Annotated in this window: 21 protein-coding genes; 9 read left to right on the top strand and 12 right to left on the bottom strand. The window is 68.6% G+C overall.

Annotated features, from left to right (window positions below):
- Nucleotides 1-105 precede the first annotated feature (105 nt).
- Complete coding sequence (locus tag ACFWUQ_RS18810; RefSeq protein ID WP_384539097.1) at nucleotides 106-390, bottom strand: hypothetical protein; 285 nt, start codon at nucleotides 388-390, stop codon at nucleotides 106-108.
- A 157-nt stretch (nucleotides 391-547) separates the two neighbouring features.
- Between ACFWUQ_RS18810 and ACFWUQ_RS18805 the strand changes: the two genes are divergently transcribed.
- On the top strand, nucleotides 548-862 hold the full coding sequence (locus tag ACFWUQ_RS18805; RefSeq protein ID WP_384539095.1) for a hypothetical protein: 315 nt from the start codon (nucleotides 548-550) through the stop codon (nucleotides 860-862).
- 51 nt (nucleotides 863-913) lie between these two features.
- On the opposite strand, the gene ACFWUQ_RS18800 is transcribed toward ACFWUQ_RS18805, so the two are convergent.
- A complete protein-coding gene (locus ACFWUQ_RS18800) occupies nucleotides 914-1,510 on the bottom strand; it encodes a TetR family transcriptional regulator (RefSeq protein WP_384539093.1) in 597 nt (198 codons plus the stop codon).
- A 122-nt stretch (nucleotides 1,511-1,632) separates the two neighbouring features.
- Between ACFWUQ_RS18800 and ACFWUQ_RS18795 the strand changes: the two genes are divergently transcribed.
- The 4 genes from ACFWUQ_RS18795 (at nucleotide 1,633) to ACFWUQ_RS18780 (ending at nucleotide 4,865) form a co-directional block, all read left to right on the top strand.
- Complete coding sequence (locus tag ACFWUQ_RS18795) at nucleotides 1,633-2,325, top strand: SDR family oxidoreductase (protein WP_384539091.1); 693 nt, start codon at nucleotides 1,633-1,635, stop codon at nucleotides 2,323-2,325.
- A 142-nt stretch (nucleotides 2,326-2,467) separates the two neighbouring features.
- A complete protein-coding gene (locus tag ACFWUQ_RS18790) occupies nucleotides 2,468-3,472 on the top strand; it encodes an NADP-dependent oxidoreductase (protein ID WP_384539089.1) in 1,005 nt (334 codons plus the stop codon).
- A gap of 350 nt (nucleotides 3,473-3,822) precedes the next feature.
- Nucleotides 3,823-4,563 (top strand): recombinase family protein, encoded by a 741-nt coding sequence (locus tag ACFWUQ_RS18785; RefSeq protein WP_384539087.1) that lies wholly within the window; start codon nucleotides 3,823-3,825, stop codon nucleotides 4,561-4,563.
- Nucleotides 4,548-4,865: a hypothetical protein gene (locus ACFWUQ_RS18780; RefSeq protein ID WP_384539085.1), complete on the top strand. Its 318-nt coding sequence runs from the start codon at nucleotides 4,548-4,550 to the stop codon at nucleotides 4,863-4,865. The genes ACFWUQ_RS18785 and ACFWUQ_RS18780 overlap by 16 nt, the downstream gene beginning before the upstream one ends.
- Nucleotides 4,866-5,330: 465 nt before the next feature.
- Here the strand turns inward: ACFWUQ_RS18780 and ACFWUQ_RS18775 are convergent, their stop codons facing one another.
- The gene (locus tag ACFWUQ_RS18775) at nucleotides 5,331-6,146 is read right to left on the bottom strand and encodes a sulfite exporter TauE/SafE family protein (RefSeq protein ID WP_384539083.1); all 816 of its coding nucleotides are present in this window, start codon (nucleotides 6,144-6,146) and stop codon (nucleotides 5,331-5,333) included.
- Between the two features lie 425 nt (nucleotides 6,147-6,571).
- On the opposite strand from ACFWUQ_RS18775, the gene ACFWUQ_RS18770 reads away from it, so the two are divergent.
- Complete coding sequence (locus ACFWUQ_RS18770; protein ID WP_384539081.1) at nucleotides 6,572-7,009, top strand: hypothetical protein; 438 nt, start codon at nucleotides 6,572-6,574, stop codon at nucleotides 7,007-7,009.
- 428 nt (nucleotides 7,010-7,437) lie between these two features.
- Complete coding sequence (locus ACFWUQ_RS18765) at nucleotides 7,438-7,641, top strand: hypothetical protein (protein ID WP_384539079.1); 204 nt, start codon at nucleotides 7,438-7,440, stop codon at nucleotides 7,639-7,641.
- 1,078 nt (nucleotides 7,642-8,719) lie between these two features.
- Here ACFWUQ_RS18765 and ACFWUQ_RS18760 read toward each other — a convergent pair.
- From ACFWUQ_RS18760 to ACFWUQ_RS18750, 3 genes are all read right to left on the bottom strand, one after another.
- Nucleotides 8,720-9,238 carry an AAA family ATPase gene (locus ACFWUQ_RS18760; protein WP_384539077.1) on the bottom strand — a complete coding sequence of 173 codons (519 nt, stop codon included), beginning with the start codon at nucleotides 9,236-9,238 and terminating at the stop codon, nucleotides 8,720-8,722.
- A gap of 194 nt (nucleotides 9,239-9,432) precedes the next feature.
- Nucleotides 9,433-10,752: a Mu transposase C-terminal domain-containing protein gene (locus tag ACFWUQ_RS18755; RefSeq protein WP_384539075.1), complete on the bottom strand. Its 1,320-nt coding sequence runs from the start codon at nucleotides 10,750-10,752 to the stop codon at nucleotides 9,433-9,435.
- 492 nt (nucleotides 10,753-11,244) lie between these two features.
- Nucleotides 11,245-11,805 (bottom strand): GNAT family N-acetyltransferase, encoded by a 561-nt coding sequence (locus ACFWUQ_RS18750; RefSeq protein WP_384539073.1) that lies wholly within the window; start codon nucleotides 11,803-11,805, stop codon nucleotides 11,245-11,247.
- A gap of 21 nt (nucleotides 11,806-11,826) precedes the next feature.
- On the opposite strand from ACFWUQ_RS18750, the gene ACFWUQ_RS18745 reads away from it, so the two are divergent.
- Nucleotides 11,827-12,423, top strand: coding sequence for a hypothetical protein (locus tag ACFWUQ_RS18745; protein ID WP_384539071.1), 597 nt, complete (start codon nucleotides 11,827-11,829; stop codon nucleotides 12,421-12,423).
- A gap of 308 nt (nucleotides 12,424-12,731) precedes the next feature.
- Here ACFWUQ_RS18745 and ACFWUQ_RS18740 read toward each other — a convergent pair whose 3' ends face one another.
- The gene (locus tag ACFWUQ_RS18740) at nucleotides 12,732-14,987 is read right to left on the bottom strand and encodes an RHS repeat domain-containing protein (RefSeq protein WP_384539069.1); all 2,256 of its coding nucleotides are present in this window, start codon (nucleotides 14,985-14,987) and stop codon (nucleotides 12,732-12,734) included.
- Between ACFWUQ_RS18740 and ACFWUQ_RS18735 the strand changes: the two genes are divergently transcribed.
- On the top strand, nucleotides 14,964-15,782 hold the full coding sequence (locus ACFWUQ_RS18735; RefSeq protein WP_384539067.1) for a transposase: 819 nt from the start codon (nucleotides 14,964-14,966) through the stop codon (nucleotides 15,780-15,782). The two genes, ACFWUQ_RS18740 and ACFWUQ_RS18735, sit on opposite strands and share 24 nt — an antisense overlap.
- Nucleotides 15,783-15,865: 83 nt before the next feature.
- On the opposite strand, the gene ACFWUQ_RS18730 is transcribed toward ACFWUQ_RS18735, so the two are convergent.
- The 5 genes from ACFWUQ_RS18730 to ACFWUQ_RS18710 all read right to left on the bottom strand — a co-directional run bounded on the left by ACFWUQ_RS18730 (nucleotide 15,866) and on the right by ACFWUQ_RS18710 (nucleotide 20,259).
- Nucleotides 15,866-16,105 (bottom strand): hypothetical protein, encoded by a 240-nt coding sequence (locus ACFWUQ_RS18730; protein ID WP_384539065.1) that lies wholly within the window; start codon nucleotides 16,103-16,105, stop codon nucleotides 15,866-15,868.
- A gap of 703 nt (nucleotides 16,106-16,808) precedes the next feature.
- Nucleotides 16,809-18,032 carry a hypothetical protein gene (locus ACFWUQ_RS18725; protein ID WP_384539063.1) on the bottom strand — a complete coding sequence of 408 codons (1,224 nt, stop codon included), beginning with the start codon at nucleotides 18,030-18,032 and terminating at the stop codon, nucleotides 16,809-16,811.
- 156 nt (nucleotides 18,033-18,188) lie between these two features.
- On the bottom strand, nucleotides 18,189-18,560 hold the full coding sequence (locus ACFWUQ_RS18720) for a hypothetical protein (RefSeq protein WP_384539061.1): 372 nt from the start codon (nucleotides 18,558-18,560) through the stop codon (nucleotides 18,189-18,191).
- Complete coding sequence (locus tag ACFWUQ_RS18715; RefSeq protein ID WP_384539059.1) at nucleotides 18,445-18,753, bottom strand: DUF6247 family protein; 309 nt, start codon at nucleotides 18,751-18,753, stop codon at nucleotides 18,445-18,447. Before ACFWUQ_RS18715 ends, ACFWUQ_RS18720 begins: the two co-directional genes overlap by 116 nt.
- A gap of 99 nt (nucleotides 18,754-18,852) precedes the next feature.
- Entirely contained in the window at nucleotides 18,853-20,259 is a 1,407-nt protein-coding gene (locus ACFWUQ_RS18710; RefSeq protein WP_384539057.1) for a hypothetical protein, read from the bottom strand.
- Nucleotides 20,260-20,487 lie beyond the last annotated feature (228 nt).

Here is a 20,487-nt window from a genome sequence, read left to right as displayed (position 1 = left end):
TTCTACCAACCTCCGCGCCGTCAGCAACAGGCCACCCCGGCCCAGTTCACCGCCCGTGCACACTGGTTCACCGGCGAAACGCCACTGCAACCCACCCCCGCCCGGTCAGCCGGCGGCCGCGGCCGGGTCCTCACCGAACCCGCGCACGTCCTCCACCTCCATGTCCAGGCGCAGGCGCAGGAAGCGGAGCGGGTGGCGGTACACGCCACCGTGGTCGATGGCCCGGTCGGCGCTGACTTCAGCAACCAGGGCGGGCTGGACAAGGGTGGTGTCGAGGACGTCACGGCTCCCCCACGCCGCCGAGAACCTCGCCCCTGTCCACGGATGCCCGGGCGCGGCCTCGGAGAGGTGTTCGGCAATCTGACGGGCAGCGTCCGGACGCAGCGGCACGGTCCGGCCGACCGGGTGCAGCCGGCCATTCCTTCCGCGAGAAGGTCGAGGCCCTGGTGAAGGCGAAGGCGGCCGGGGAGACGGTGGAGAAGGCCGAACCGGCGGCGGAGCCGACCGGCGCCGTCGACCGGCGCCGTCGACCGGCGCCGTCGACCTCATGGAGGCCCTGCGCGCCAGCGTCGAGCGGGCCAGGAGTCCCAAGGACACCGGCGACAAGGCCGCCTCCCCCGGCGCCCGGGCGGCCGGCGGAAAGAAGGGGTCCAGCCAAGGTGAGCCCAAAAGCCGCCACGAGATGATCGCCGCCGTCCTGCGCCGCGACGGGCGGACCGGCGAGAGCGAGGCCGCGACGCTGGCGCGTGTCGTGTCCGCCGTCATGTTCCTCGCCATGGCGCCGAGCGTGAACGCCGCCGCGGGCGCCGACGAGATCCTGCGGGAGATCCGGGACCAGGTCGGCGTGCTGCTGCCGCGCTGACGGTGACGGCGGCCGCCGCGCCGGCGACTCCGGGTGGGTGCGCGCCCCCGATCAGGCCGTCTCCGCCAGGGCCGCACGCGCGGCGGCGAGGATCTCGTCGGAGAGCGGGGAGCCCTCGGTGGCCCTGGAGAGGATCAGCGCACCGACCAAGGTGCACAGCCGGACGAGGCCCCCCTCGCCCCCCTCGCCACCCTCGCCCCCCTCGCCACCCTCGCCGCCGGGCGCGAGGTACGCGGCGAAGTCGGCCACACCCCGCGCATAGGTGCGCCGGGCCTCGCCGCCTTCGGGTTCACGCGCGATATCGGTGACAAGTGCCGCGACCGGGCAGCCTTCCGCCGCGTTGTCGCGGTGTTCCGGGGCGAGGTAGGCGTCGATCAGGTCCCGCTGAGCGGCGTCCCGGCGCCCTCCGTACTGCTCGAAGCGGGCCGCATGGCACCGGACCCATTCATCGATGGCGTGGGCGGTGACCTCGTCGACGAGCGCTTCCTTGGAGGCGAACTGCTTGTAGAAGGCGCCGTGAGTGAGGCCGGCCGCCTTCATGAGATCGGCGACGCTGACGCGCGTGCCCTGCTCCCGGAACAGCCGCGACGCGGTGTCCACCACCCGCCTGCGGTTCTCCTGTGCCTGTGCCTGCGATACGCGACCCATGGCCACCTCCCGTTCTCGCTTTGGATGTCGACTTGCATCTATCCTAGCCCGGTGCTTAGATTGGTAGTGCAATCTAAACGGTGAGGGTGCCCCGACAGCGCCCGCCAGAGCCTGGAGCGGACATGGAACTCAAGAACGCGGTCGCAGTGGTCACCGGCGCCAACCGAGGCCTCGGACGGCACCTCGCCGCCCAGCTCGTGGAGCGCGGCGCGAAGGTCTACGCGGCGGCCCGCCGCCCCGAGACGGTGGACCTGCCGGGCGTAAGCCCGCTGCGCCTCGACGTGACGGACCCGGAGTCGATCCACGAGGCCGCCCGCATCGCCTCGGATGCGACGCTGCTGATCAACAACGCGGGCCTCGCCACCGGCGCGACGCTCATCGGCGGCGACCTGGACGACGTGCACCGCGAGGTAATGACCAACTACGTCGGCCCGCTCATCGCGACCCGGGCCTTCGCCCCGGTCATCGAGGGCAACGGCGGCGGCGCCGTTCTCAACGTCCTGTCCGCCCTGTCCTGGTACCACCCGGCCGGCGCCGGCTCCTACGCGGCCTCCAAGGCCGCCGCCTGGGCGATGAGCGACGCGACCCGCGAGGAGCTGGCGCCCCGCGGCATCACCGTCTCAGCGCTGCACGTCGCCTACATGGACACCGACATGGCCGCCGGCGTCCCCGCCGACCAGAAGGTCTCCCCCGCCGACGTCGCGGCACAGGCACTGCTCGGCATCGAGGCGGGCCAGCCCGAGATCCTCGCCGACGAGGTCACCCGGCAGGTCAAGCAGGGCCTGGCCGGCACCCCCGGGACGGCCGCGGCCTGACGCCCGCCCCGCCCCTCCGTCCGTGCCGGCGCGGAATGCGTCGGCACGGATGACGCCACAAAGTTCCCCTTACCGGCAAAAGCCCGTAACGGACACACCCCCGTCCCCGCTCGTGCGGGAGACCGAACGAACGGAGACAACAATGAAGACCTTCATGGTCGAGAAGTACGGCGACCCGACCACGGTGCGCGCCGGGGATGCACCCGACCCCCAGGTGGGCGCCGACGACGTCCTGGTCAAGATCCACGCGGCGAGCGTCAACCCGCTGGACTACAAGATCCGCAAGGGTGAGTTGAAGGCGATCGTGCCGTACCGTCTCCCGCTCATCCTGGGCAACGACTTCGCCGGGACCGTCGTCCGCGTCGGATCGTCCGTCACCCGCTTCTCGGTGGGCGACGAGGTCTACGCGCGGCCCGACAAGGACCGCATCGGCACCTTCGCCGAACGCATCGCCGTCCACCAGGACGACCTGGCCCTCAAGCCCGCCTCGCTGACCATGACCGAGGCCGCCTCCCTCCCGCTGGTCGCGCTGACCGCCTGGCAGGCTCTGGTCGAGCGGGCGAACGTCCAGCCGGGCCAGAAGGTCCTCATCCACGCGGGTGCCGGCGGCCTCGGCTCCGTCACCATCCAGCTCGCCAAGGCGCTGGGCGCGCACGTGGCCACCACCGCCAGCACCGCCAAGGTCGGCCTGGTCAAGGAACTCGGCGCGGACGAGGTCATCGACTACCGCACCCAGGACTTCTCCGAGGTCCTCCACGGTTACGACGTCGTCCTGGACTCCCTCGGCGGCGAGACGCTCACCAAGTCCCTGCGCGTCCTCAAGCCCGGCGGCATCGTCATCTCCGTCGCGGGCCCGCCCGACCCGGCCACCGGCGTCGAACTCGGCGCGAACGCGGTCATGCGCCTGGGCGTCGCCGTCCTCAGCGCGAAGGTCCGACGCCAGGCCAAACGCCTCGGCGTCACCTACTCCTTCCTGTTCATGAAGGCCAGCGGCGACCAGCTGCGCGAACTCACCGCCCTCATCGACGCCGGGAAGATCCACCCAGTCGTCGACCGGGTCTTCCCGTTCAACGAGACCCTCCAGGCCATGGAGTACGTCGAGAAGGGCCGCGCGAAGGCCGGCAAGGTCGTCGTCTCGATGGCGTGAGCGCGGGCACCGATCCCGCCGGACACCAGACAGGCCGTCACTCCGCGACGAGTAGGCCAGGTTCTCGTATAGCTGAAGCTACCCGGCGAGTAGCGCAGAGTAGTCGTCGTCACGATCTGTAGTGCATCGACTCGCGAGCCGGTTGCGTGTTCCTGCCGGTCCGGTGCCGGGCAGGGGGCTGAATCGGTCGATTGCGCCCCCGTGCGGCGATCCAATGCGGAGAGGTGGACGTACCGACTCATTTCGGGACACCGATCCAATCCGGTCCGCTCCAGGTTTGCGCCTCCCCATTTCGCCCCCTTACGGTCGCGCTCCGGCGCCCGCCGGAACAGCGAAGAGGGGGAAGATGCATGACGGATCGTCTGCATCTGCGTCACTCCACCGATAAGCAAACAAACGCCCGTCAACTCCATGCACTGGACAGTCTGCTCAAATCCGGCGCCCCCGCGTACGAGGACCCGGCCACCTCCTCCCGCGTCTATGCGATCAACCGAGCCGGGTTCCGCCGGTTGCTCGACGAAGCGACGGTCGGCGACACGATCCGCATCGCGGATGCCGCGCGGCTGTTCCGCTCGACCAAGGACGTCATCCAGATCCGGGAAGTCCTCCAGCGGCGCGGGCTGCACCTGCAGATCGCAACCGGCGCGTGGTCTGGCTTCGACCTGGCGGCCGACGACCCGCAGACCAAACTGTTCGTCACCATGCTCGCCGGGGTGTTGGAGTTCCAGCGCGACATGATCTCGGAGAACACCAAGGAAGGCGTGGCCGCCGCTGCGGCATCCGGCAAGACGCTCGGCCGTCCGGCGGCCCTCGACGAGGACCAGGCCGGCGATGTCATCGACGCGTACCGGGAAGGCGCCGCGGTCAAGGCCCTGGCACGGCGCTACCGGGTGGCGCCCAAGACGATCCGCCGGCTCCTGGACGCCGCCGGCGCCCGCGACCTCCCGGGCGCCCCCGAGCCCGGGCCGGGTGACGGGACCGCCGAGGCCGAGCCGAAATCCCCAGCGCGGTGGAGGACCTCGTCCTCGCGCTCCTGGCCAAGGACCCGCAGCAGCGGCCCGCGGACGCCCGCACCGTGCACACGACCCTGACCACCCTCAACCGGATCCCGGAACCGAAGGCCGAACAGCCACCGCAACCCGGCCCCGGCCCGACCCACAGCACCCTCGTGGACGACTTCATCAAAGACGCCAACACCACGGGGTACGGCGGAGACCACATGCGCGCCGCGCAGCTGGCCTTGACGGCCGCCGAGGTAGCTACCCGCATGCTGGGACCCGACCACCCCACCACGCTCACCGCACGCCACAACCACGCCCACTGGACCGGAGCGAGCGGAGACGCCCAAACGGCCCGCAACCTCACCGACCAGGTTGAAAACCCGCCTGTATGAGGGCATGCCGCACCTGCGGCACGAGTTCGGAGGGTGCAGATGACACAACGCCCTCCTGCCCCGATCTGCGGTGATCACACCCCTGACATCAGGAATCATCTGTTCACCTTTCCGTTGCCGGATCATTCCGGGGCACTGGGAGGGCGGTGTCGGGCCGGCAGCGGGACTGACGGGCACGCCCTCGGCCAGCAGCTGCCGTTTCTGCTCGCCGAGGGCGGGGTGCAGCGGTTGGCGGTGTCCCAGCAGTTGCCGGTGTGCACGCAAGCCGGATGCCGGCCTCTCCGATCCGGTGCTCGATCAGCCGGGCGGGCGGGTCTTTCGGCGGGCGCCTGGAGGTGGCGAGAGCCTCGTGGTCTTCCGCGACGGCGGGTGCCTGCTCCGCTCACCCGTGTTCGCCGCGGAGGTAGGCGACCAGGGCACGCAGCCGATGTGGGGGGTGTGGTGTGTGGCTTGTCTGCCCTGAGGTCAGTTGTGCCGGGCGAGCTTGAAGGCGGAGACGAGCAGGATCAGGGCCAGCAGGGGGATGAGGACCAGGTCGGAGAACACGCCCAGGAGTAGTCCTCCCAGCACCGCGCCGACGATGGAGCCCACGGCCATGATCGTGGTGAAGCGGATGTTGGCGCCCAGGACGGCGAAGCTGCCGTCACGGCTGTAGCGGGCGAACGCGACGAGCATGGTCGGCAGTGAGACCAGCAGGGAGAGACTGCCGGCGGTCTTGATGTCCTCGCCGAACAGCAGAACGATCGTCGGGATGAGCAGCTCTCCGCCGGCAACGCCCATGATCGCGGCGACCACCCCGATGCCGAACCCGGCCACGACCCCGGCAGGGATCTGCGCCCAGAGGGGCAGTGCGAGCGTGTCCAGGGCGGTGGTGTGAGTGACTATCAGGGCGGCGGCCATGAGGACCATCAGGCCGGCGAGCACCTTGTAGAGGGTGGCCGAACGCATGCGGACCGCCCAGCCCGCTCCGGTCCAGGCGCCGAGGAGACTGCCGGCCAGCAGGTTGACCACGACGGGCCAGCCCGCGGCGACCTCGGAGGCCGGGACCGCCACCATCCGGGCGGGCAGTGCGACCAGGACAACGACCAGGGTCATCGCCTTGTTCAGGATGACCGCCGAGAGGGCGGCGAACCCGAAGAGGCTGATCAGCAGCGGCAGGCGGAACTCCGCGCCACCCAAACCGATCATCCCGCCCAGAACTCCGATCACGGCTCCGGCGCCGAAAACGACGGGCGCCGAGTGTGTCGGGCGAAGTGGGACGAGATTTTGGTCTGTGGCCATGACGGGCATCCTCGCTGGTGGCCGGCCCGTCCTGCCATGACGATAAGGCACTGGGTCTCCACTCGGCGTTCGTGCGGTTCTCCGATCCTCCCGCCACTGGCCCCCCGTGGGGCGTTCTGGCCTGTGGAGGAGGGTTGGAAGGCCGAGCTGCGTCACTGCTTCATGCATCGAGGCGTGTCGAGGGCAAAAGACTCCTAATTCGGAGTAATGTCGCGAATCTGGCGTTTAATTCGTCGGAGACATGCCGAATTGAGCGAAAAGGGGATGATGTGCGCAGGCTTCGTGAGGCTGCCCTCGTGGCTGCTGTGGTCGGGTCTATCAGCGTGCTTGGAGCTGGTGGTGCAGTTGCCCAGCCCCACGGCGGCGGGGATGCAGACAGGAGTACAAGCCAGGTCTCGTGCGATCAGCGCTCTGAGGTCACACACGTGACGCACCAGAACGGGCTCATCAACGGCCCGCTTCTCGGGAGCGGTCCTGCGACCGCAACGTCTCCCCAGCAAATCTGCAGCGGAAGCGACGGTGCGGGTGCGAACAGGGCCTCCTCCAGGTCAGGCGGCCTCCTCAGCCTCCTCACCGGCGGAACGGAACCAGATGATCCCGGCGTTCTCACCACCGTCCAGGTCGAGGGGACCCCGGTCGTAGCCGAGGGCGGCGGTGGCACGGCGACATCCACAGCGACCTGCCCCGCCGGAACTGTCGTCACAGGCGGCGGATTCGTCGCCGCTCCGACGCCACCCAACCCGGATGTCGAGTACGTCGTCCGCGAGAACCAGAGGGGCCCGGGCAACTCATGGCAGGTGACCATCGAAGGCTTCGAGGACACCACGTTCTACGCCGTAGCGGAATGCGCCACATTGAGCTGACCCTGCCGTAAGAGGCCGCCGGAAACCAACACAAACGGCGGTCTCGGACGAAGCGGAGGGTGCAGACGGTCGCGCCGGTAGCAATTGCCTTACGAGGCGGTACTCTCACGGCCCCCCGGCGCGGCCGCCCACTCCGCCGTAGCAGCCAAAGCCCACCGACTGACCGCGTTCCTCACCGCCACCCGGCTCCCTCCCTGCTAATCGCACTCCTCTCGAACGCTGCCTCTCGCCCAGGCATGCCCAGCTCGTAACGCCCGACCAGGCAGGACGCTTCAGGACCACATCCGGTGATGTGACCGAGCACCGTCGTCGGCCAGTAGGCGTTTCAGATGACCAGCTGGGGTCCTACCTGCGCACTGGCCAAACCCAGTGCGCAACGCTCAATCACTCGCAGGTGTCTTCATACCGCTGGCGTCGTTGATCAAGGCATGACGAACACACGCACTCTTCTCGCATCCGCCGTCCTCATCGTCGGCGCAATCGCTGCGTCCGCTGCTCCCGCCGGCGCTGCTGAACTCCCGACCAACGAGCTCAACAAGCTCATCCAGCTCAACCAGCTTGGTCAGGCTGGGCAGGCACTCGACCCTGTGCTCGGCCTTCTCGCGCCGGTCACCGATGTCCTGCCTCTGTAAGAACGGTCCCTCGCCTGGCGCCGTGGTTCTGACCTGAAGGCCAACTACGGCGCCCAGTCCCATCCGTGGCACCGCTGGATGACGCCCGGGGCGCCTGCCGGACCAGTCCGGTGACTGGAGCCTCTACCGCTGCCCCATCCGCCCGCCGGCCGGGCCTGCCAGCAGGCGGATGTCGGTGGCGGTAGCGAGGCGGGACCCGAGGCGGAGGCGAAGAGTCATGGCCGGCCCGCTCGAGATCCCCGGCGAGGACCGGCTCAGCCGTGACGTGTTTGCGCGGGGCGCGGCACTTGCTGTCAAGTGAGCGGGGGCACCGGCCGTCCGGACACGCGGGGGAAGCGTCCCCCGTCAGGGGTCGGATTCGACGCTGCCCGACTCCACGGCCTGGGCCAGCATCGGCTCCACCGGTGGTCGCAAGACCACCGCCCTTCCCGCTGGGCGCACACCGCATCGCCGTGCGTGCTCACTCTTGAGGGCTTGCTCGATTCGCTCGCCCGGGGAAGTGACTCGCTGGCTCTTCCTGCTGTAGGTTCTCAATCTTCTTGTCAGGCCGAACGCCCGTGAGCTGGTCGTTCGTCGCGGCTTCTCATTGACCTGTCAGCGCATCTTCCTCATCAGCGCGTTCGGTTCTCCGGCCGGATCGAGCCAACGTGGCGATATTGGCGAAGTACCGGGACCGCTCGCAATCACCAGGTACCTGGTCTGCAGCCCGCTTCTGGCACTCGCAATCGGGTCCGTGCTGTGACGGCCCGTGTACGGGACTGTTGCCGGACTGCCACTACCTGTGCCCTCAGGGGCGGAGGAGGAATAGGAACAGGCCCTGACGCCAGGCGTCAGGCGTGGAGGGGCGGTCGGCGAGCAGATGGCGGGGCTGCGGCCGGTTGCGGTGAGGATGTCGAGGGCAAGGTCGCTGGTGCGGCCGCCAGGGGTGGGGCGGACGACGAGCCGGCCGGGGCCTTCGATGGCTGCCAGGCGAGGCACGATGCGGTGGTCGTCTTCGCGGTTGTGGACGAACACGAGCCTGGGCCCGGGGGCGTGGGCACGGCCGAAGGCTCCGGCGGGGCCCTCGGCGACGTCGGGTTCAGGCATACACGCCGCCGCCGAGGAGGGTGAGGGCGTTGTCGATGACTTCGACGTCGATGCGGGGTCGTCCTGCGGCCTGGCACAGTCCGGCAGCGGTGTGGGTGAAGGCGGCCCAGTCGCGCATGGTGCCTTGTCCGTACAGCTCGTCGATCTGCCGCAGCAGGGCGTCGTCCGCGCCGGTGTAGATGGGGTGGTAGTCCCGCATGAGGGCGGGGATCTCCTCGGCGGCCAGCGGGCGGAAGGGCAGGCGGCGGAAGACGCGGGAGCGGAGCATCGGTTCGCGGGAGAGGACCTCCCAGCAGCCGTCGCCGCCGACGTAGAGCAGGGCGAACCTCGTCTTCGGCTCGTCGTGCAGGTGCCGCAGCAGTTCGATGCAGTCGCTGTTGAGGCGCTGGGCCTCATCCACGACGACCAGGCGCTTGGGGTGGGAGAGCAGGTCCAGGAGCCGGTTGGTGATGTGGAAGCGGTTGCGGGACTTGGGGGCTTCGGTGCCGGGGCGGTGAAGGACAGTGCGCACACGGCGGGGCCGCCGCGGCTGGCCTGGTCTTCCAGTGCGGCCTCGGCCGCGTAGGTCTTGCCGGTGCCGGCCGGGCCGTGGATGACACCGGTGGCGTTGTTCTTCACGAGGTCGTCCACGATGCGGTGGGCGAGCTGGAAGGTACCGGTCGGCAGCGTCGCGGCGCCGGTCAGGTCGGCGAAGTGCCGGGGCATTCAGCTCTCCTCGTTCTTGATGATCGGGATGATGCCGAGCAGGGAGGTGGAGGATCGGGCGTCCAGGGCCTGGCGGGAGGAATTGCGGCCGGTCTTGTCCGCCACGAGCCGAGATTCGGCGGCCGGGGTGCCGTCGCCGGTCATCGGCGCGAGTTCGCGCCGGGCCCGGCGGGATGCCTTGCGGCGTTCGCGGCCAAGCCGCGCGGCTTCCTCACGCTGCTGGAGACGGAAGGCGTCGGTCTGCTCGGCGGTGAGCGTTCCGGTCGGCAGCGCGGTGCACAGGTGCTTGCCGCCGAGGTAGACCTCGATGGACCGGTCGTCGTGCGGCATGTAGCGAATCTGGACGACCTGGCCGACCCTGCCGTGGATCTCGGGCGCGACGTAGGCGTGGCCGCCCAGGTGGATGCCGTCCTTCTGGATGGTGAGCTCGTCGCCGGCCAGCAGCAGGTGGCGCAGCTTGTCCGCGTCGATCCGGTGCAGGGGTGCCTCGTCCTCCTGCCAGGCGGCCAGCGGGGTGCGGCCGTCCAGCATGCGGTGCGGGCGCTCGGTGTTGTACCAGCGCACCCAGGCGGCGAGGCGCGCCACGAAGTCGTCCAGCAGCATGGGGCCGCCCTTCTTCTCGGCGGCGCGCTTGGCGGCCGGGCTGTCGCCGACGGGCCCGTACAGGCGGCCCGACGCGTCGCGGGGGCCGCCGGTGAAGTCGGGCATCAGGGAGATGAGGGTCTGCTCGATGGTGAGGTTGACCCGCTCGACCTTGCCCTTGCGGTGCGGGGTGAACGGTGGGAGGCGGTGGACGGTGACGCAGAGCGCGGCCATCACGTCCTTGATGGTGGCGGCGGCGAACTCCAGGCCGCGGTCGATCCGTACGCGGGCGGGCACCGCGCCGAACGGCGAGAGGGCGGGGTCGTGGACCAGGGCCATGCGCATGGCGGTCAGGACGGTGCCCGCGTGCGGGCTCACCGCGAGGGACCAGCCCAGCAGGGCGCGGGTGCCGTCGTCGCCGATCGTGGTCATCCACGGGGAGATCGGCTTGCCCTTGGGCGGGTGCACGAGGATCGGTAGCTGCTTGTGGTCCATCTCCCACACCCGGCCCCGGACCTCATCCGGGCGCCGCAAGTACACCGAATTTGCCCGGCGCCCGGACTCGCCGACCTTCCACGCGGCGCGCTCGGCCGGGGTGAGCTCGCGGCTGAACGAGACCTGCATCGTGCGCAGTGCGACGGGGGTGGCGCCCGCCCAGCCCTCGCGCAGGAAGTCGGGGACCGGGGCGCCGGCGGTGGTGCCGTCCCCGTCGACCACGGCCTGGCGGGCGCGGTGCACGGCGGAGACGTCCCCCGGTAGGGGCGTACGCCTCCCGGTCCGTCTCGCTCAGCACGTACGGCTCGGGCCCCCGGTGCTCAGGCACGCGGGTGTCGGCGGATAACCACCGCCACACCGTGCGCTCGCTGACGCCCAGGCCCTCGGCGGCGAGGCGCACGTGCGCGGCCGACAACTGCTCGGCGTCCCGCAGCTGGATCAGCCGGGCCACCGCCGCAGCACGCTTCGACTCGTCTGCCCCCTCCATGATCGGAAGTCTCCGACAGCGTCTCGAAACGTGTTCGGGACATCCACCCCGTTCGCCCGTACGAGTGAACGAGGGGCGATCGGTGGGCAGCCGACCCCAGTCCGTCCACGCTGATCATGACGGTGCGCGACACCGCGCGTGTCCCGTCTCATTGGATCAAGCTCTCGATCGGCGCCCTGGGCAGGCATGCCGCATTGTGCGGTGAGACGGATCGGTGCCTGTGTCTCAGTTCATCGTGTCCGCGAAGGTCAATTCGTGAGCTGTGCTGCTGTTCGTGCCGTCTCGGCAGTGATGGCCCATCGCTCGTGGTCCCGCCACTCGCCGTTGATGTACTGGAAGGCGGTCGAGTAGCCCTCGCGCTGGAAGCCCAGGCGTTTGGCGAGGTTCAGCGAGGAGGTGTTGTCCGGTTGGATGTTCGCCTCCAGCCGGTGCAGTTCCAGCGGGCCGAAGGCGAGCTGGACCACCAGCCTCAGCCCTTCGGTCATATAGCCACGGCCAGTCGTAGAGGCGTAGGAGGTATAGCCCAGGGTTCCGCTTTGGAGGGTGCCCTTGACGATGTTGTTGATGTTGATGCCGCCCACGATCGTTCCGGCGTCACGCCGGCAGATCACGAAGCCCTCATGGGTGGGCTGTTCGAACCGCTCAAGGTAGCTCTCGAACGCTTCCACTGTGTTCTCGCGGGCACCCAGCCAGCGGCGAAGCATCTCGGCGCTCTCCTGGGCCAGCGCTGTGAGCTCGTCGTAGTCCTGGCGGCGGACGTGGCGTATGACCACCCGCGGCCCTTGCAGGAGGTAACTGGTGATTGCCATCCAGGGATCCTATGCAGCTTCGTGCCCCTGTCCGACATGCGATCGGCGCCCGACGGTATCCACAGCACCGACCCCCTCGCCGTGCCGTTCCTGCACGCGCTCGCCCACTCGACACGGATGGACCGCCCTCCCCACGCGTCACTGCCCGTATTGGGCGTCCACGTCATCGGCGGCTTCGAGCAGCCGATCGCCGGCCAGGAGGACATCTGCGCCCACCTGCAGCGCCAACTGCACGACGCCGAGAGCCTGCGGAATGACCTGGCCGGGGTGGCCGACCTGCACCGCAGGCGGATCATCGAGCTGAAGAGCGACATCGAGCGGGTCAACGCGTCCGACCTCGCCAAGCGCCTGGTGCCGAAGATCCAGGCACTGGAGCAAGCACTCGCAGACCACTTGAAGGTCCTTCCGGACCTGCAGAGCGTCGCGGACGGCGCGTCGGCCGCCGCTCATCAGGCCAAGGTGGCATTCGATACGGCACAGGGGCGCGCCGACACGCTCACCGCAGCCCTGAGTGTGCTGCGCAGGAAGATCGAGGGAGCCCTTTCGCGAGTTTCGACAAACTCGTTAGAACTGCAGGCATGTCGCGTCAATATCGGAAACTCGCGCGCTCTCCTCTGATCTGCATGATCACAGGCTCGATTTCATCTCCAATCCCAACTGGGACGAGCCTGAGATCGAGGTCTCGCACGGCTTTCATTGCGGCCGAAGCCTGATCAGCCAGCCCTTCATCGACGACTCTTGCCAAAGTGTCAAATTTCGGCCGAAAATCTTCCCACGAGCCCGAGGGGCGGAAAGTGCAGCGGAATGAGGGTTGGTCGACATCGACCAACCGGACGATCCCCAACAGAACTCCCCTACTCTCTAGCCGCCACTCTGAACCACGCATCGGCGACGCCATTTCACTCCTCCCCTAAGCGTTGAAAATCTTATCTGAGGCCCTTCTCGATATCTCTCAACATGTCATCGAGAGTGACCCCGGGACCCCAATACTTCAAGATAGCGCCAGGCTCGATATCGAACTTGACCAGAAATTCTTTGTCCCTGTACGCGTTGTCTTTCAGGTATTGAAGCGTAAAATACGGGTCCGGTGGAGTTTCAAGGTGCACAAAAATGTCTTGAGTCTCAGCAGTGATTAGATTCCTATCTACGGCTATGACGCCATTTGCAGTGCCGCCATATCTATTTATCGCAACTTCTGGACCGTATGTGAGTGAAATCCAAGGCGACTCGTTGTGCTGCATTACATGTTGCCATGGTTTGACGTCGGGGTTTGCTCCCGGACGGTGAATGCCTACCAACGGGTCTTCGCCCTCGCGTAGTGCCCGGAATGCTAGCCGAGGTTCCACATGGGCAGAAACCGTAGCCTTTGGAACGAAGAAAGCCTTGAAGCTGCTCCATGCCGCCCCGATAACTGGTGCCAGTCCGCCGCTGACTGCGCCGATGAGGAGGTCGGTGGGTGTGGTGGGTTGGCATTGGGCGGTGTTGATGAACCAGGAGAAGGCGGCGCCGATGCCCGCGTCGGTGATGGCCGTGACGGCGAGGGCGCGGCCGCCGGTGAGGCCGAGGGTGGCGGCGAGGCCGGCGCCTGCGGGGGCGAGGAAGCCGGCGCCGGCGCCGATGAGGGCGCCCTTGGCTGTTGCCGCGGCGAAGTCGCGCCAGTTGAAGTCGTCCTGGTGGGTGTAGGCGTAGATGCCGGCGCTGAAGACGGCTCCGATGCACATGGGGCAGGCGCCGGAGGGGTCGGAGAGGTTGGTGGGGTCGTTGTTGGCGTAGTTGTACGCGGAGCGGTTGGGGCTGGCGAGAGGCGCGGAGACGGGGTCGGTGGTGGTGAAGCGCTGTTGGGCGGGGTCGTAGGAGCGGGCGCGGAGCTGGAGGCGGTCGGGGAGGGTCTGGTCCTTGTACTGGCCGGTGTAGCCGAAGGGGCTGGTCTGGCCGCCGGTGATGGTGGCGGTGCCGGTGGTCTTGCCCCAGGGGTTGTAGGTGTAGCGGTAGTTGTCGGTGCCGGCGGCGTCGTAGACGGTGGAGACGGAGTTCTGGCGGTCCTGGGCGAAGTAGTACTTGCCGGCGGTGCGGTCCATGGAGCGGGCGGTGCCGTCGGGGTCGTACTGGTAGTCGGCGACCAGGGCGCCGGTGGCGTCGGTGTCTGTGGCGAGCTGGGCGAGGGGGTTGTTGATGTCCCAGCGGGAGGTGCTGGTGAGGGTGTTGTTCTTCTTGGTGGTGGTGCGGTTGCCGTCGGAGTCGTAGGTGAAGGCGTAGGTGTCGGCTCCGACGGCGGCGGTCTTGATACGGCCGACGGGGTCGTAGGTGTAGGTCTCGTTGCCGTCGGTGAGCTGGTTGCCGTCGTCGTCGTAGGTGTAGCCGGTTGCTTCTGTGCCGGTGGTGGTCGAGGTCAGCCGGTCGCCGGTGTCGTAGGCGGAGTTGGTGGTGCGGCCGTTGACAGGGACGGCGCCGGTGAGCTTGCCCTGGCCGTCGCCCTGCCACAGTCGCAGCTGGCCGGAGGTGTCGGCGGCTACGACGCCTAGATTCCCGATTGTGCTGAAGCGGAGGGGGGCGGGTGTGGAGTAGGGGGCCCAGTCGTCGGCCTGGAGGATGTAGGTACCGAAGCCGCCGGTGCCGTTGCCGGGGTAGAAGCGCAGCTTCTTGCGGGCGGTGTCGACGGCGAGGAAGTCCTGCTTGTTGTCGTTGTTGAAGTCTCCGGGGACGAGGTGCATGGCGGCCCAGCCGCCGCCGCGGTCCACCCGTGCGCCGAGGCCGCCGGCGCCGTCGCCGGGGTGGAAGTACAGGTGGCCGTCGGTGTTGTTGACGGCGAGGACATCGAGTTTGCTGTCGCCGTCGTAGTCGAGCAGGGTGAGGCGGGAGGTTCCCCAGCCGGTGCCGAAGTCGATGCGCTTGCTGAAGTCGAAGCCGCCGGCGCCGGTGCCGGGGTAGAAGTACATACGGTCCGAGCTTGAGTTGACGGCGAGGAAGTCCTGCTTGCCGTCCTTGTTGAAGTCGCCCGCGCTCAGGGTCATGGCGGCCCAGCCCTGGCCCCGGTCGTTGGGAGCGGCGAAGCCGCCGTTGCCGTCGCCGTTGTAACGCAAGAGGTGGCCGGTGGTCTTGTCGATGGCGAGGATGTCGAGGTTGCCGTCGCCGGTGTACTCGAGGCCCTCCAGGCCGAGGTGTCCGCCGAGCTGTCCGCGCATGCGCAGGAAGAGGCGGAGCCGGCCGCCCTGTCGCCCTGGCCGACAGGGCACCGGTTCGCCGAACGCACCCGCGCCAAGCACGCCACCATCCACGCTCTCCTCGCCGCTGGACACAGCAAGCGATTCGTCGCCCGGCAACTCGGCATGACCCTCAACACCGTCCTGCGCTTCTCCCGCGCCACCACCCCGGAGGAGATGTTCACTGGCCAGTGGCAAAGCCGTGCGACCAGGCTCGACGACTACAAGCCCTACATCGATCAGCGCTGGCAGGAAGGCTGCACCAACGCCTGGAAACTGTGGGAGGAGATCAAGGAACAGGGCTATCCACGCGGATACGCCAGCGTCCGTGACTACGTCAGCAGGACTCTTCGAGGCAAGCCCCAACCGGTCGGCCCCCGGCCGCCATCGGCCCGCTCCGTCACGCGCTGGATCCTCACGCACCCCGACGCTCTACCCGAAGGCGACCAGCTCCATCTCAAAGCCGCCTTGGCCAACTGCCCCGACCTGACAACACTCGCCGAGCACGTGCGCTCCTTCGCCCACATGCTCACTCACCTGCGAGGCGACCGGCTCCCCGAATGGATCGAAGCAGCCAGCGCCACCGCCGAACTGCCCAGCCTCCGCCACTTCGCTCAGCACCTCCTGCGCGACCTCGACGCCGTCACCGCCGGCCTCACCCTCTCCTGGAACTCCGGCGTCGTGGAGGGCCATGTCAACAGGATCAAGATGCTCAAGCGCCAGATGTTCGGCCGCGCAGGATTCGAACTCCTACGCAAACGAGTCCTATTGGCGTGACCGGGCTCTCCCTGCCCTACGGCCACGCTGGTGAACGACGGGCAGGTTGGCGATGCGGAGGGTAGTTCCTTGACAGAAGCCCCCTAATCAGAAAGGGCCAAGGCAGCGAGCAGTCCTGCTCCGATTCCCAGGACAATCAACTGCATGATGCCCGTGGCGCGCCACCGCAGGGCAAGGAAGCCGCCGCCTGTGACGACTGCACCACCAACCAGGAGCCACATTCCCTGCCACGCCACCTTGGGCGCACCGGGCAAGTTGCCCTGGTCATAGCCGTCGGCCCAGCCGGCCATCCCATAGCCGAACACCAACCAAGCGATGACCATCAAGTCGAGGATGAGGAGCGCCAGGCCGGCCCCAACCTGTTGACCAGTCGACGGCTCTTTTCCGCGTCCCACCCTCACCACCGGTGCCCACGACAGTCTGTTAACCGCATGAGGTCAGCATGCGGCTGTGACGGGCCCTGCGCATGAGTACGGATACTCAATGCGCTGTCGGTAGCGGAGACGGAGAACTGACCACAGGTCGTTCTCGCTGCAGGGACTGCTGGTCTACTTCCTATCCGAGCCTTCACTCAGCGTGCACAACCACACGAAGTGGACCAGAGCCACTACTGCCGAATAAAGCCACCCATCGCTCCGCACTGCGCGCACCGGACGTACGTCACCGTGACGGGGGTCCGCATCCCGAACGGCAGCTGCTCCACCATCTCCAAGCCATGCCCAACGCGGCCAGGTCACGCCGGACACCGTCGTGCTGTGCCGGCCGGCTTGTGCATGAGACGGGTAGCGGGCGATTCGGGCGTGGCCGGTGAGCGTCCGAACGATGGACCGACACAGCCCAGAGTGTCGGGATCCTGCGGGACATCGACCCCGCATGGGAAGACCGCCCGACCCGCCTTACGCCCGCAGCCAGCGCCCCGTCGCCTTCATCTCCCCTGAGAACGGCGGACGCGAATGGCACGCCGCCCCCACCACCGTCACCCGTGTCTGATCCGGCCCAGGCCTGGCCCCCGCTTCCCCCGACCCGTTAGGCGTCAAGCTCTTTGAGGCGGGCGTCCCGGCTGTCGCCGAACTGGTTGATGGAGAGGCCGAGCATTAGGACTCCTTCCAGGCCAGCGAGCAGGCATAGAAGCTGTTCCTTCTCTTCCGGGGTTCCGTCGTCGTCGTGCTTGAACTCCTGGAGGCGAGTACGCGTTGCGACGATGACACGAGCGAAGACGTCGTGGATGAGTGTCGGACCGTTCCCATCGTCGTACTCGTTTGCATCGCGTGCCGTGGGACCCCCGCGGTAGACGAAGCACAGGGCTTCCGCTCGTTTGGTCGGCTGTACCTTTCCGTCCTTGTCGGTAAAGGTCATCTGCGGCTCATCTGGCAGGTTCGCGCCCACCCAGACCAGAACCTCCTCCTTGGTGAACGCTTCCCGCATGATTCTGTCGATGAGCTCGATCAACGAGTTGGCCGCCTGAGAGATGCCGTCCTCGGAGTGCGCTAGCGCTGTCCTGGCGCCCTTGATCTTTCTGACGAGCTGTGAGTTCTCGCGCTCCAGCCTTCTCGCGGACGACTCGCCCACACGCTGTCGGATGGAGGCCACGATCTCCGGCATGTTGTCGGGCTGCCACCCGACGAGGTCGTCGGCAGTCGCGACTGTGAGCTGCATAGGGAGCGTGGAGATGAACTTCTTGCCGAACGCATCATCCAGCTCGATGAGCCCCTGCACGATCTCCAGGCCGAGGACGTCTGCCTTCGCGACGGCCTTCCTCTGATTCACGGACATGTTGCTCACGGCATCGCTCCACGCCACGGCGAAGGGCATCAGCGCGCGCATCCCGCGCCGAATCGCGAGAGCTAGGACCGCGCCATCCTGCTTCACAGCCTCCACAAGAAGCCGGTAGGGGCCCGCTCCGAGCAGCCGAAGCGCGAATGCTTGATAGTTCAGCCCCTTGAAGGTGCTCAGCCACGTCTTGGCCTGTTCCGTATCCTGCAACTGAGCCAGAGTGAACTCCAGCCCTGTCTCCAAGCCGTCTGGTTCGAAGGCTTCGAAGAGTTCACCAAGGCGGTCCTGCCAGGGCATGGAGTGGTCTTGGTCCATCATGGTGCGGCAGAAGGAAACTAGCAGGTCAACACCAGTAATTGCCTCATCGCTGAAGTGCAGAGCGGTACGTACATCGGGGTCGAGGTTCCGCGCGAACTCAGCGAAACGGGATCTCCGTACGTCACCAACCACAGGGTCCTGCATGTCTGCCTCGCTCACCCATGCACGATTAGTCTCCGATCAACATACTTGGCTTGAAGTGGACACATCACTGGTTTTTCGACCCACTCGTTCAGGCTTCGGCCTCCACCTCCCTCCGAGCCAGTGGAGGGGCGCACAAGCGGGGTGCTGTTCCGGCAGAACGTTCGCCGGTGTCTAGCCGAGCCAGACGATGTCCAGGACGGACAGGTGCCACAGCGGCCGGTTGGCGAAGTAGATGACGGACAGGCGGCCGGCGGACGCGATCCGTACGTCTTCGCCTTCGGGGTCGTCGGGGTCCCACTGACTGAAGCCCCAGGGGTCGGCCGCGGCGGCGTCGAGCAGGTCCCACGCCGTCTCTTCGGCGTGCTCGGGGAGTTCGGCGAGGACCTTCGCGGCCGGGGTCGAGAGGCGGACCGCGTACGGGGCAGGCTCACCGGCGCCGCCGGCCGCGGAGCTCGGCCATGTCCACGAACCCGCTCTCGTCGTGGCCGGAAGCGGTGAACGCGTCGACCGCGGGGGCGGAGACGAGTCGGGCCTGCCAGACATGGACGACCTCGTAGAGGGTGTTCAAGGAGAACGTCCGGCGCGACTCCTCCAGCGCGGCCGCCCACTCCCGCTCGAAGGCCGGCACCCACGTCCCGGCGCGACGGTCGGCCCGGAGCTGGGCGAGGAGTTCGGCCGGCGCCCCGGGCGCGGGCGCGTACGGGGCGGCGGGTGTGTGGTCGGGCTGGGCGCTCATCGGCTCCTCCTGGCAGCGGGTGCTACCAGCCACGGTAGAACGCCGTGGCCTAGGCCGTGGAGGTTCTGATGGATGCCGCAGCCCGGACCCGGCTGACGGTCAGTCTGCCCGCCCAGCGACGGCCGCGAGGCCGCGTGACCGGGACAGGTCGGTGCAGCGGATCCCGCCGCCGGGGTGCCACTCCAATACCGGCGCCGCCGCGTCGCCGTGCTCGGCGCACCAGGAGACGGGCACCACGCCGCCGCAGTCGTGCCGCGCGCAGACGCAGCCCTCACCCGGACCCGCGTACGCGACGCCGTGGCGGACCACCCCGCCCGCCGGCCCTGACCCGGCGGTCCTGCGCAGCCCGGCCGGCCACGCCAGCGTCAGGCGCAGGCCCCCCGATCCCGACCGGAACCTGTCGATCACCCGCACCTCCCCCGGCACCGCCAACGGGCCGGTACCGGGCGCGGTCAGCCGCCGCAGCGACGCCCCGAACTCCCCGCCGGCCAGGGCGGCCAGCGCGTCGGCGTCCTCGTCGGTGGACCAGCCGGACAAGCAGTCCTCGCCGGCCGCGTCGTCGGCCAGGGACAGCCACGGGTCATCGAGGCGGAACCGGTGCGAGGCGCCTCCAGCCCCGGCCACCACCAGGGCGGCGGTCGTCGGCCCCGTGGGTACTCCGATCTTGTCGTGGGCGAGGAGCCAGGCCACGACCGCGCGGCGGTCGAACTGCGGGTGCACGTCCGTACCGGCCACCGGGTCGGGGAAGTCGGGGTGCCGGCGGCGCCAGTTCACCACCGCGGCCCGGCCCACCCTGGCCATCCGCGCCACCTCCGCCAACAACACCCGCTCCCACCCCGGGGACGGGTCCAGCGCAGCGAGCGGGGAGCGGCGGCCCGCCCGGGCGGTGCGCACCGCCCGCCAGTCCACGCAGGGGCGGACCACCTCCAGGAGCGCGACATCCTGGGCGTCGTACAGGGGGACCGTGGTCACCCCACCCTGCCGCTTGTAGTCGATGTCCACGGAGCCGATCGGGGCCAGCCACCCGAGCCGCACCACCTGGTCGAAGTCGGTACGGCGCACGCCCATGCGCACCGCGGCCTGGTCCGGGCCGAGGGGCACGTGCCGGTCGAGGAGGGCGGGCAGGTCCCGGCGGCGGCAGAGCGCGGCCGCCTGGTCCGGATGGACGACGGGGAACCGGGGCTCCCCGCCGAGGTAGACCAGGAGACCGGCCTTCACGAGGTGGCCGGCAGCCGAGGCGGTCACCCGCGGCCGGAGGATCGGGAGCGGCACCCCGAAGGCCTCCGTCAGCCGGTCCGCCGCCACCCCGGCCTCGATCCCCCGCAGCGCAGCGCGGACTGCTTCCGGGTCGGCGGCCTCCACCACCGCCCGCGACCAACGGCCCGGCCCGACGTCCGCGGCCGGGACCAGACCCGAACCCGTCGCCCACCGCCACGCCGCGACCGGCACCCGCAGCCGGCCCGCAGCCTGGCCCTCGTCGAACACCTCACGCACCGAACGCACCATGAACCCCACTCCAATCCGCACACGACCGGCCCGACGACCAGGCCGCGCCCGAAACATGCCGAAAGATCCCGTTTGATGTCAATAGGCATAATTTTGGGGCGAGTTGGAGGCGCACCGCACAAGCCGCCTACGCGTACACGAGGGCCGGATTCACCCCTGCGGGGGTGTCCGGACCGGCTCCGGACACACGGCAGCGCGGGGCGGCCCCCCCCGGGGGGGGGCCCGGCC

Origin of the sequence: Streptomyces sp. NPDC058662, from assembly GCF_042716255.1 — a bacterium.
Taxonomy (GTDB): domain Bacteria; phylum Actinomycetota; class Actinomycetes; order Streptomycetales; family Streptomycetaceae; genus Streptomyces.
Note: the sequence above shows the minus strand (reverse complement) of the source record. Positions and strands in the feature narration are given on the sequence as shown.

Coding starts and splice junctions, on each gene's coding strand:
- ACFWUQ_RS18805 (WP_384539095.1), top strand. CDS start 548: ATGGAGGCCCTGCGCGCCAGCGTCGAGCGGGCCAGGAGTCCCAAGGAC.
- ACFWUQ_RS18800 (WP_384539093.1), bottom strand. CDS start 1,510: ATGGGTCGCGTATCGCAGGCACAGGCACAGGAGAACCGCAGGCGGGTG.
- ACFWUQ_RS18795 (WP_384539091.1), top strand. CDS start 1,633: ATGGAACTCAAGAACGCGGTCGCAGTGGTCACCGGCGCCAACCGAGGC.
- ACFWUQ_RS18790 (WP_384539089.1), top strand. CDS start 2,468: ATGAAGACCTTCATGGTCGAGAAGTACGGCGACCCGACCACGGTGCGC.
- ACFWUQ_RS18785 (WP_384539087.1), top strand. CDS start 3,823: ATGACGGATCGTCTGCATCTGCGTCACTCCACCGATAAGCAAACAAAC.
- ACFWUQ_RS18775 (WP_384539083.1), bottom strand. CDS start 6,146: ATGGCCACAGACCAAAATCTCGTCCCACTTCGCCCGACACACTCGGCG.
- ACFWUQ_RS18765 (WP_384539079.1), top strand. CDS start 7,438: ATGACGAACACACGCACTCTTCTCGCATCCGCCGTCCTCATCGTCGGC.
- ACFWUQ_RS18750 (WP_384539073.1), bottom strand. CDS start 11,805: ATGGCAATCACCAGTTACCTCCTGCAAGGGCCGCGGGTGGTCATACGC.
- ACFWUQ_RS18740 (WP_384539069.1), bottom strand. CDS start 14,987: ATGCGCGGACAGCTCGGCGGACACCTCGGCCTGGAGGGCCTCGAGTAC.
- ACFWUQ_RS18730 (WP_384539065.1), bottom strand. CDS start 16,105: ATGGTCATCGCTTGGTTGGTGTTCGGCTATGGGATGGCCGGCTGGGCC.
- ACFWUQ_RS18720 (WP_384539061.1), bottom strand. CDS start 18,560: ATGTCTGGCAGGCCCGACTCGTCTCCGCCCCCGCGGTCGACGCGTTCA.
- ACFWUQ_RS18715 (WP_384539059.1), bottom strand. CDS start 18,753: ATGAGCGCCCAGCCCGACCACACACCCGCCGCCCCGTACGCGCCCGCG.
- ACFWUQ_RS18710 (WP_384539057.1), bottom strand. CDS start 20,259: ATGGTGCGTTCGGTGCGTGAGGTGTTCGACGAGGGCCAGGCTGCGGGC.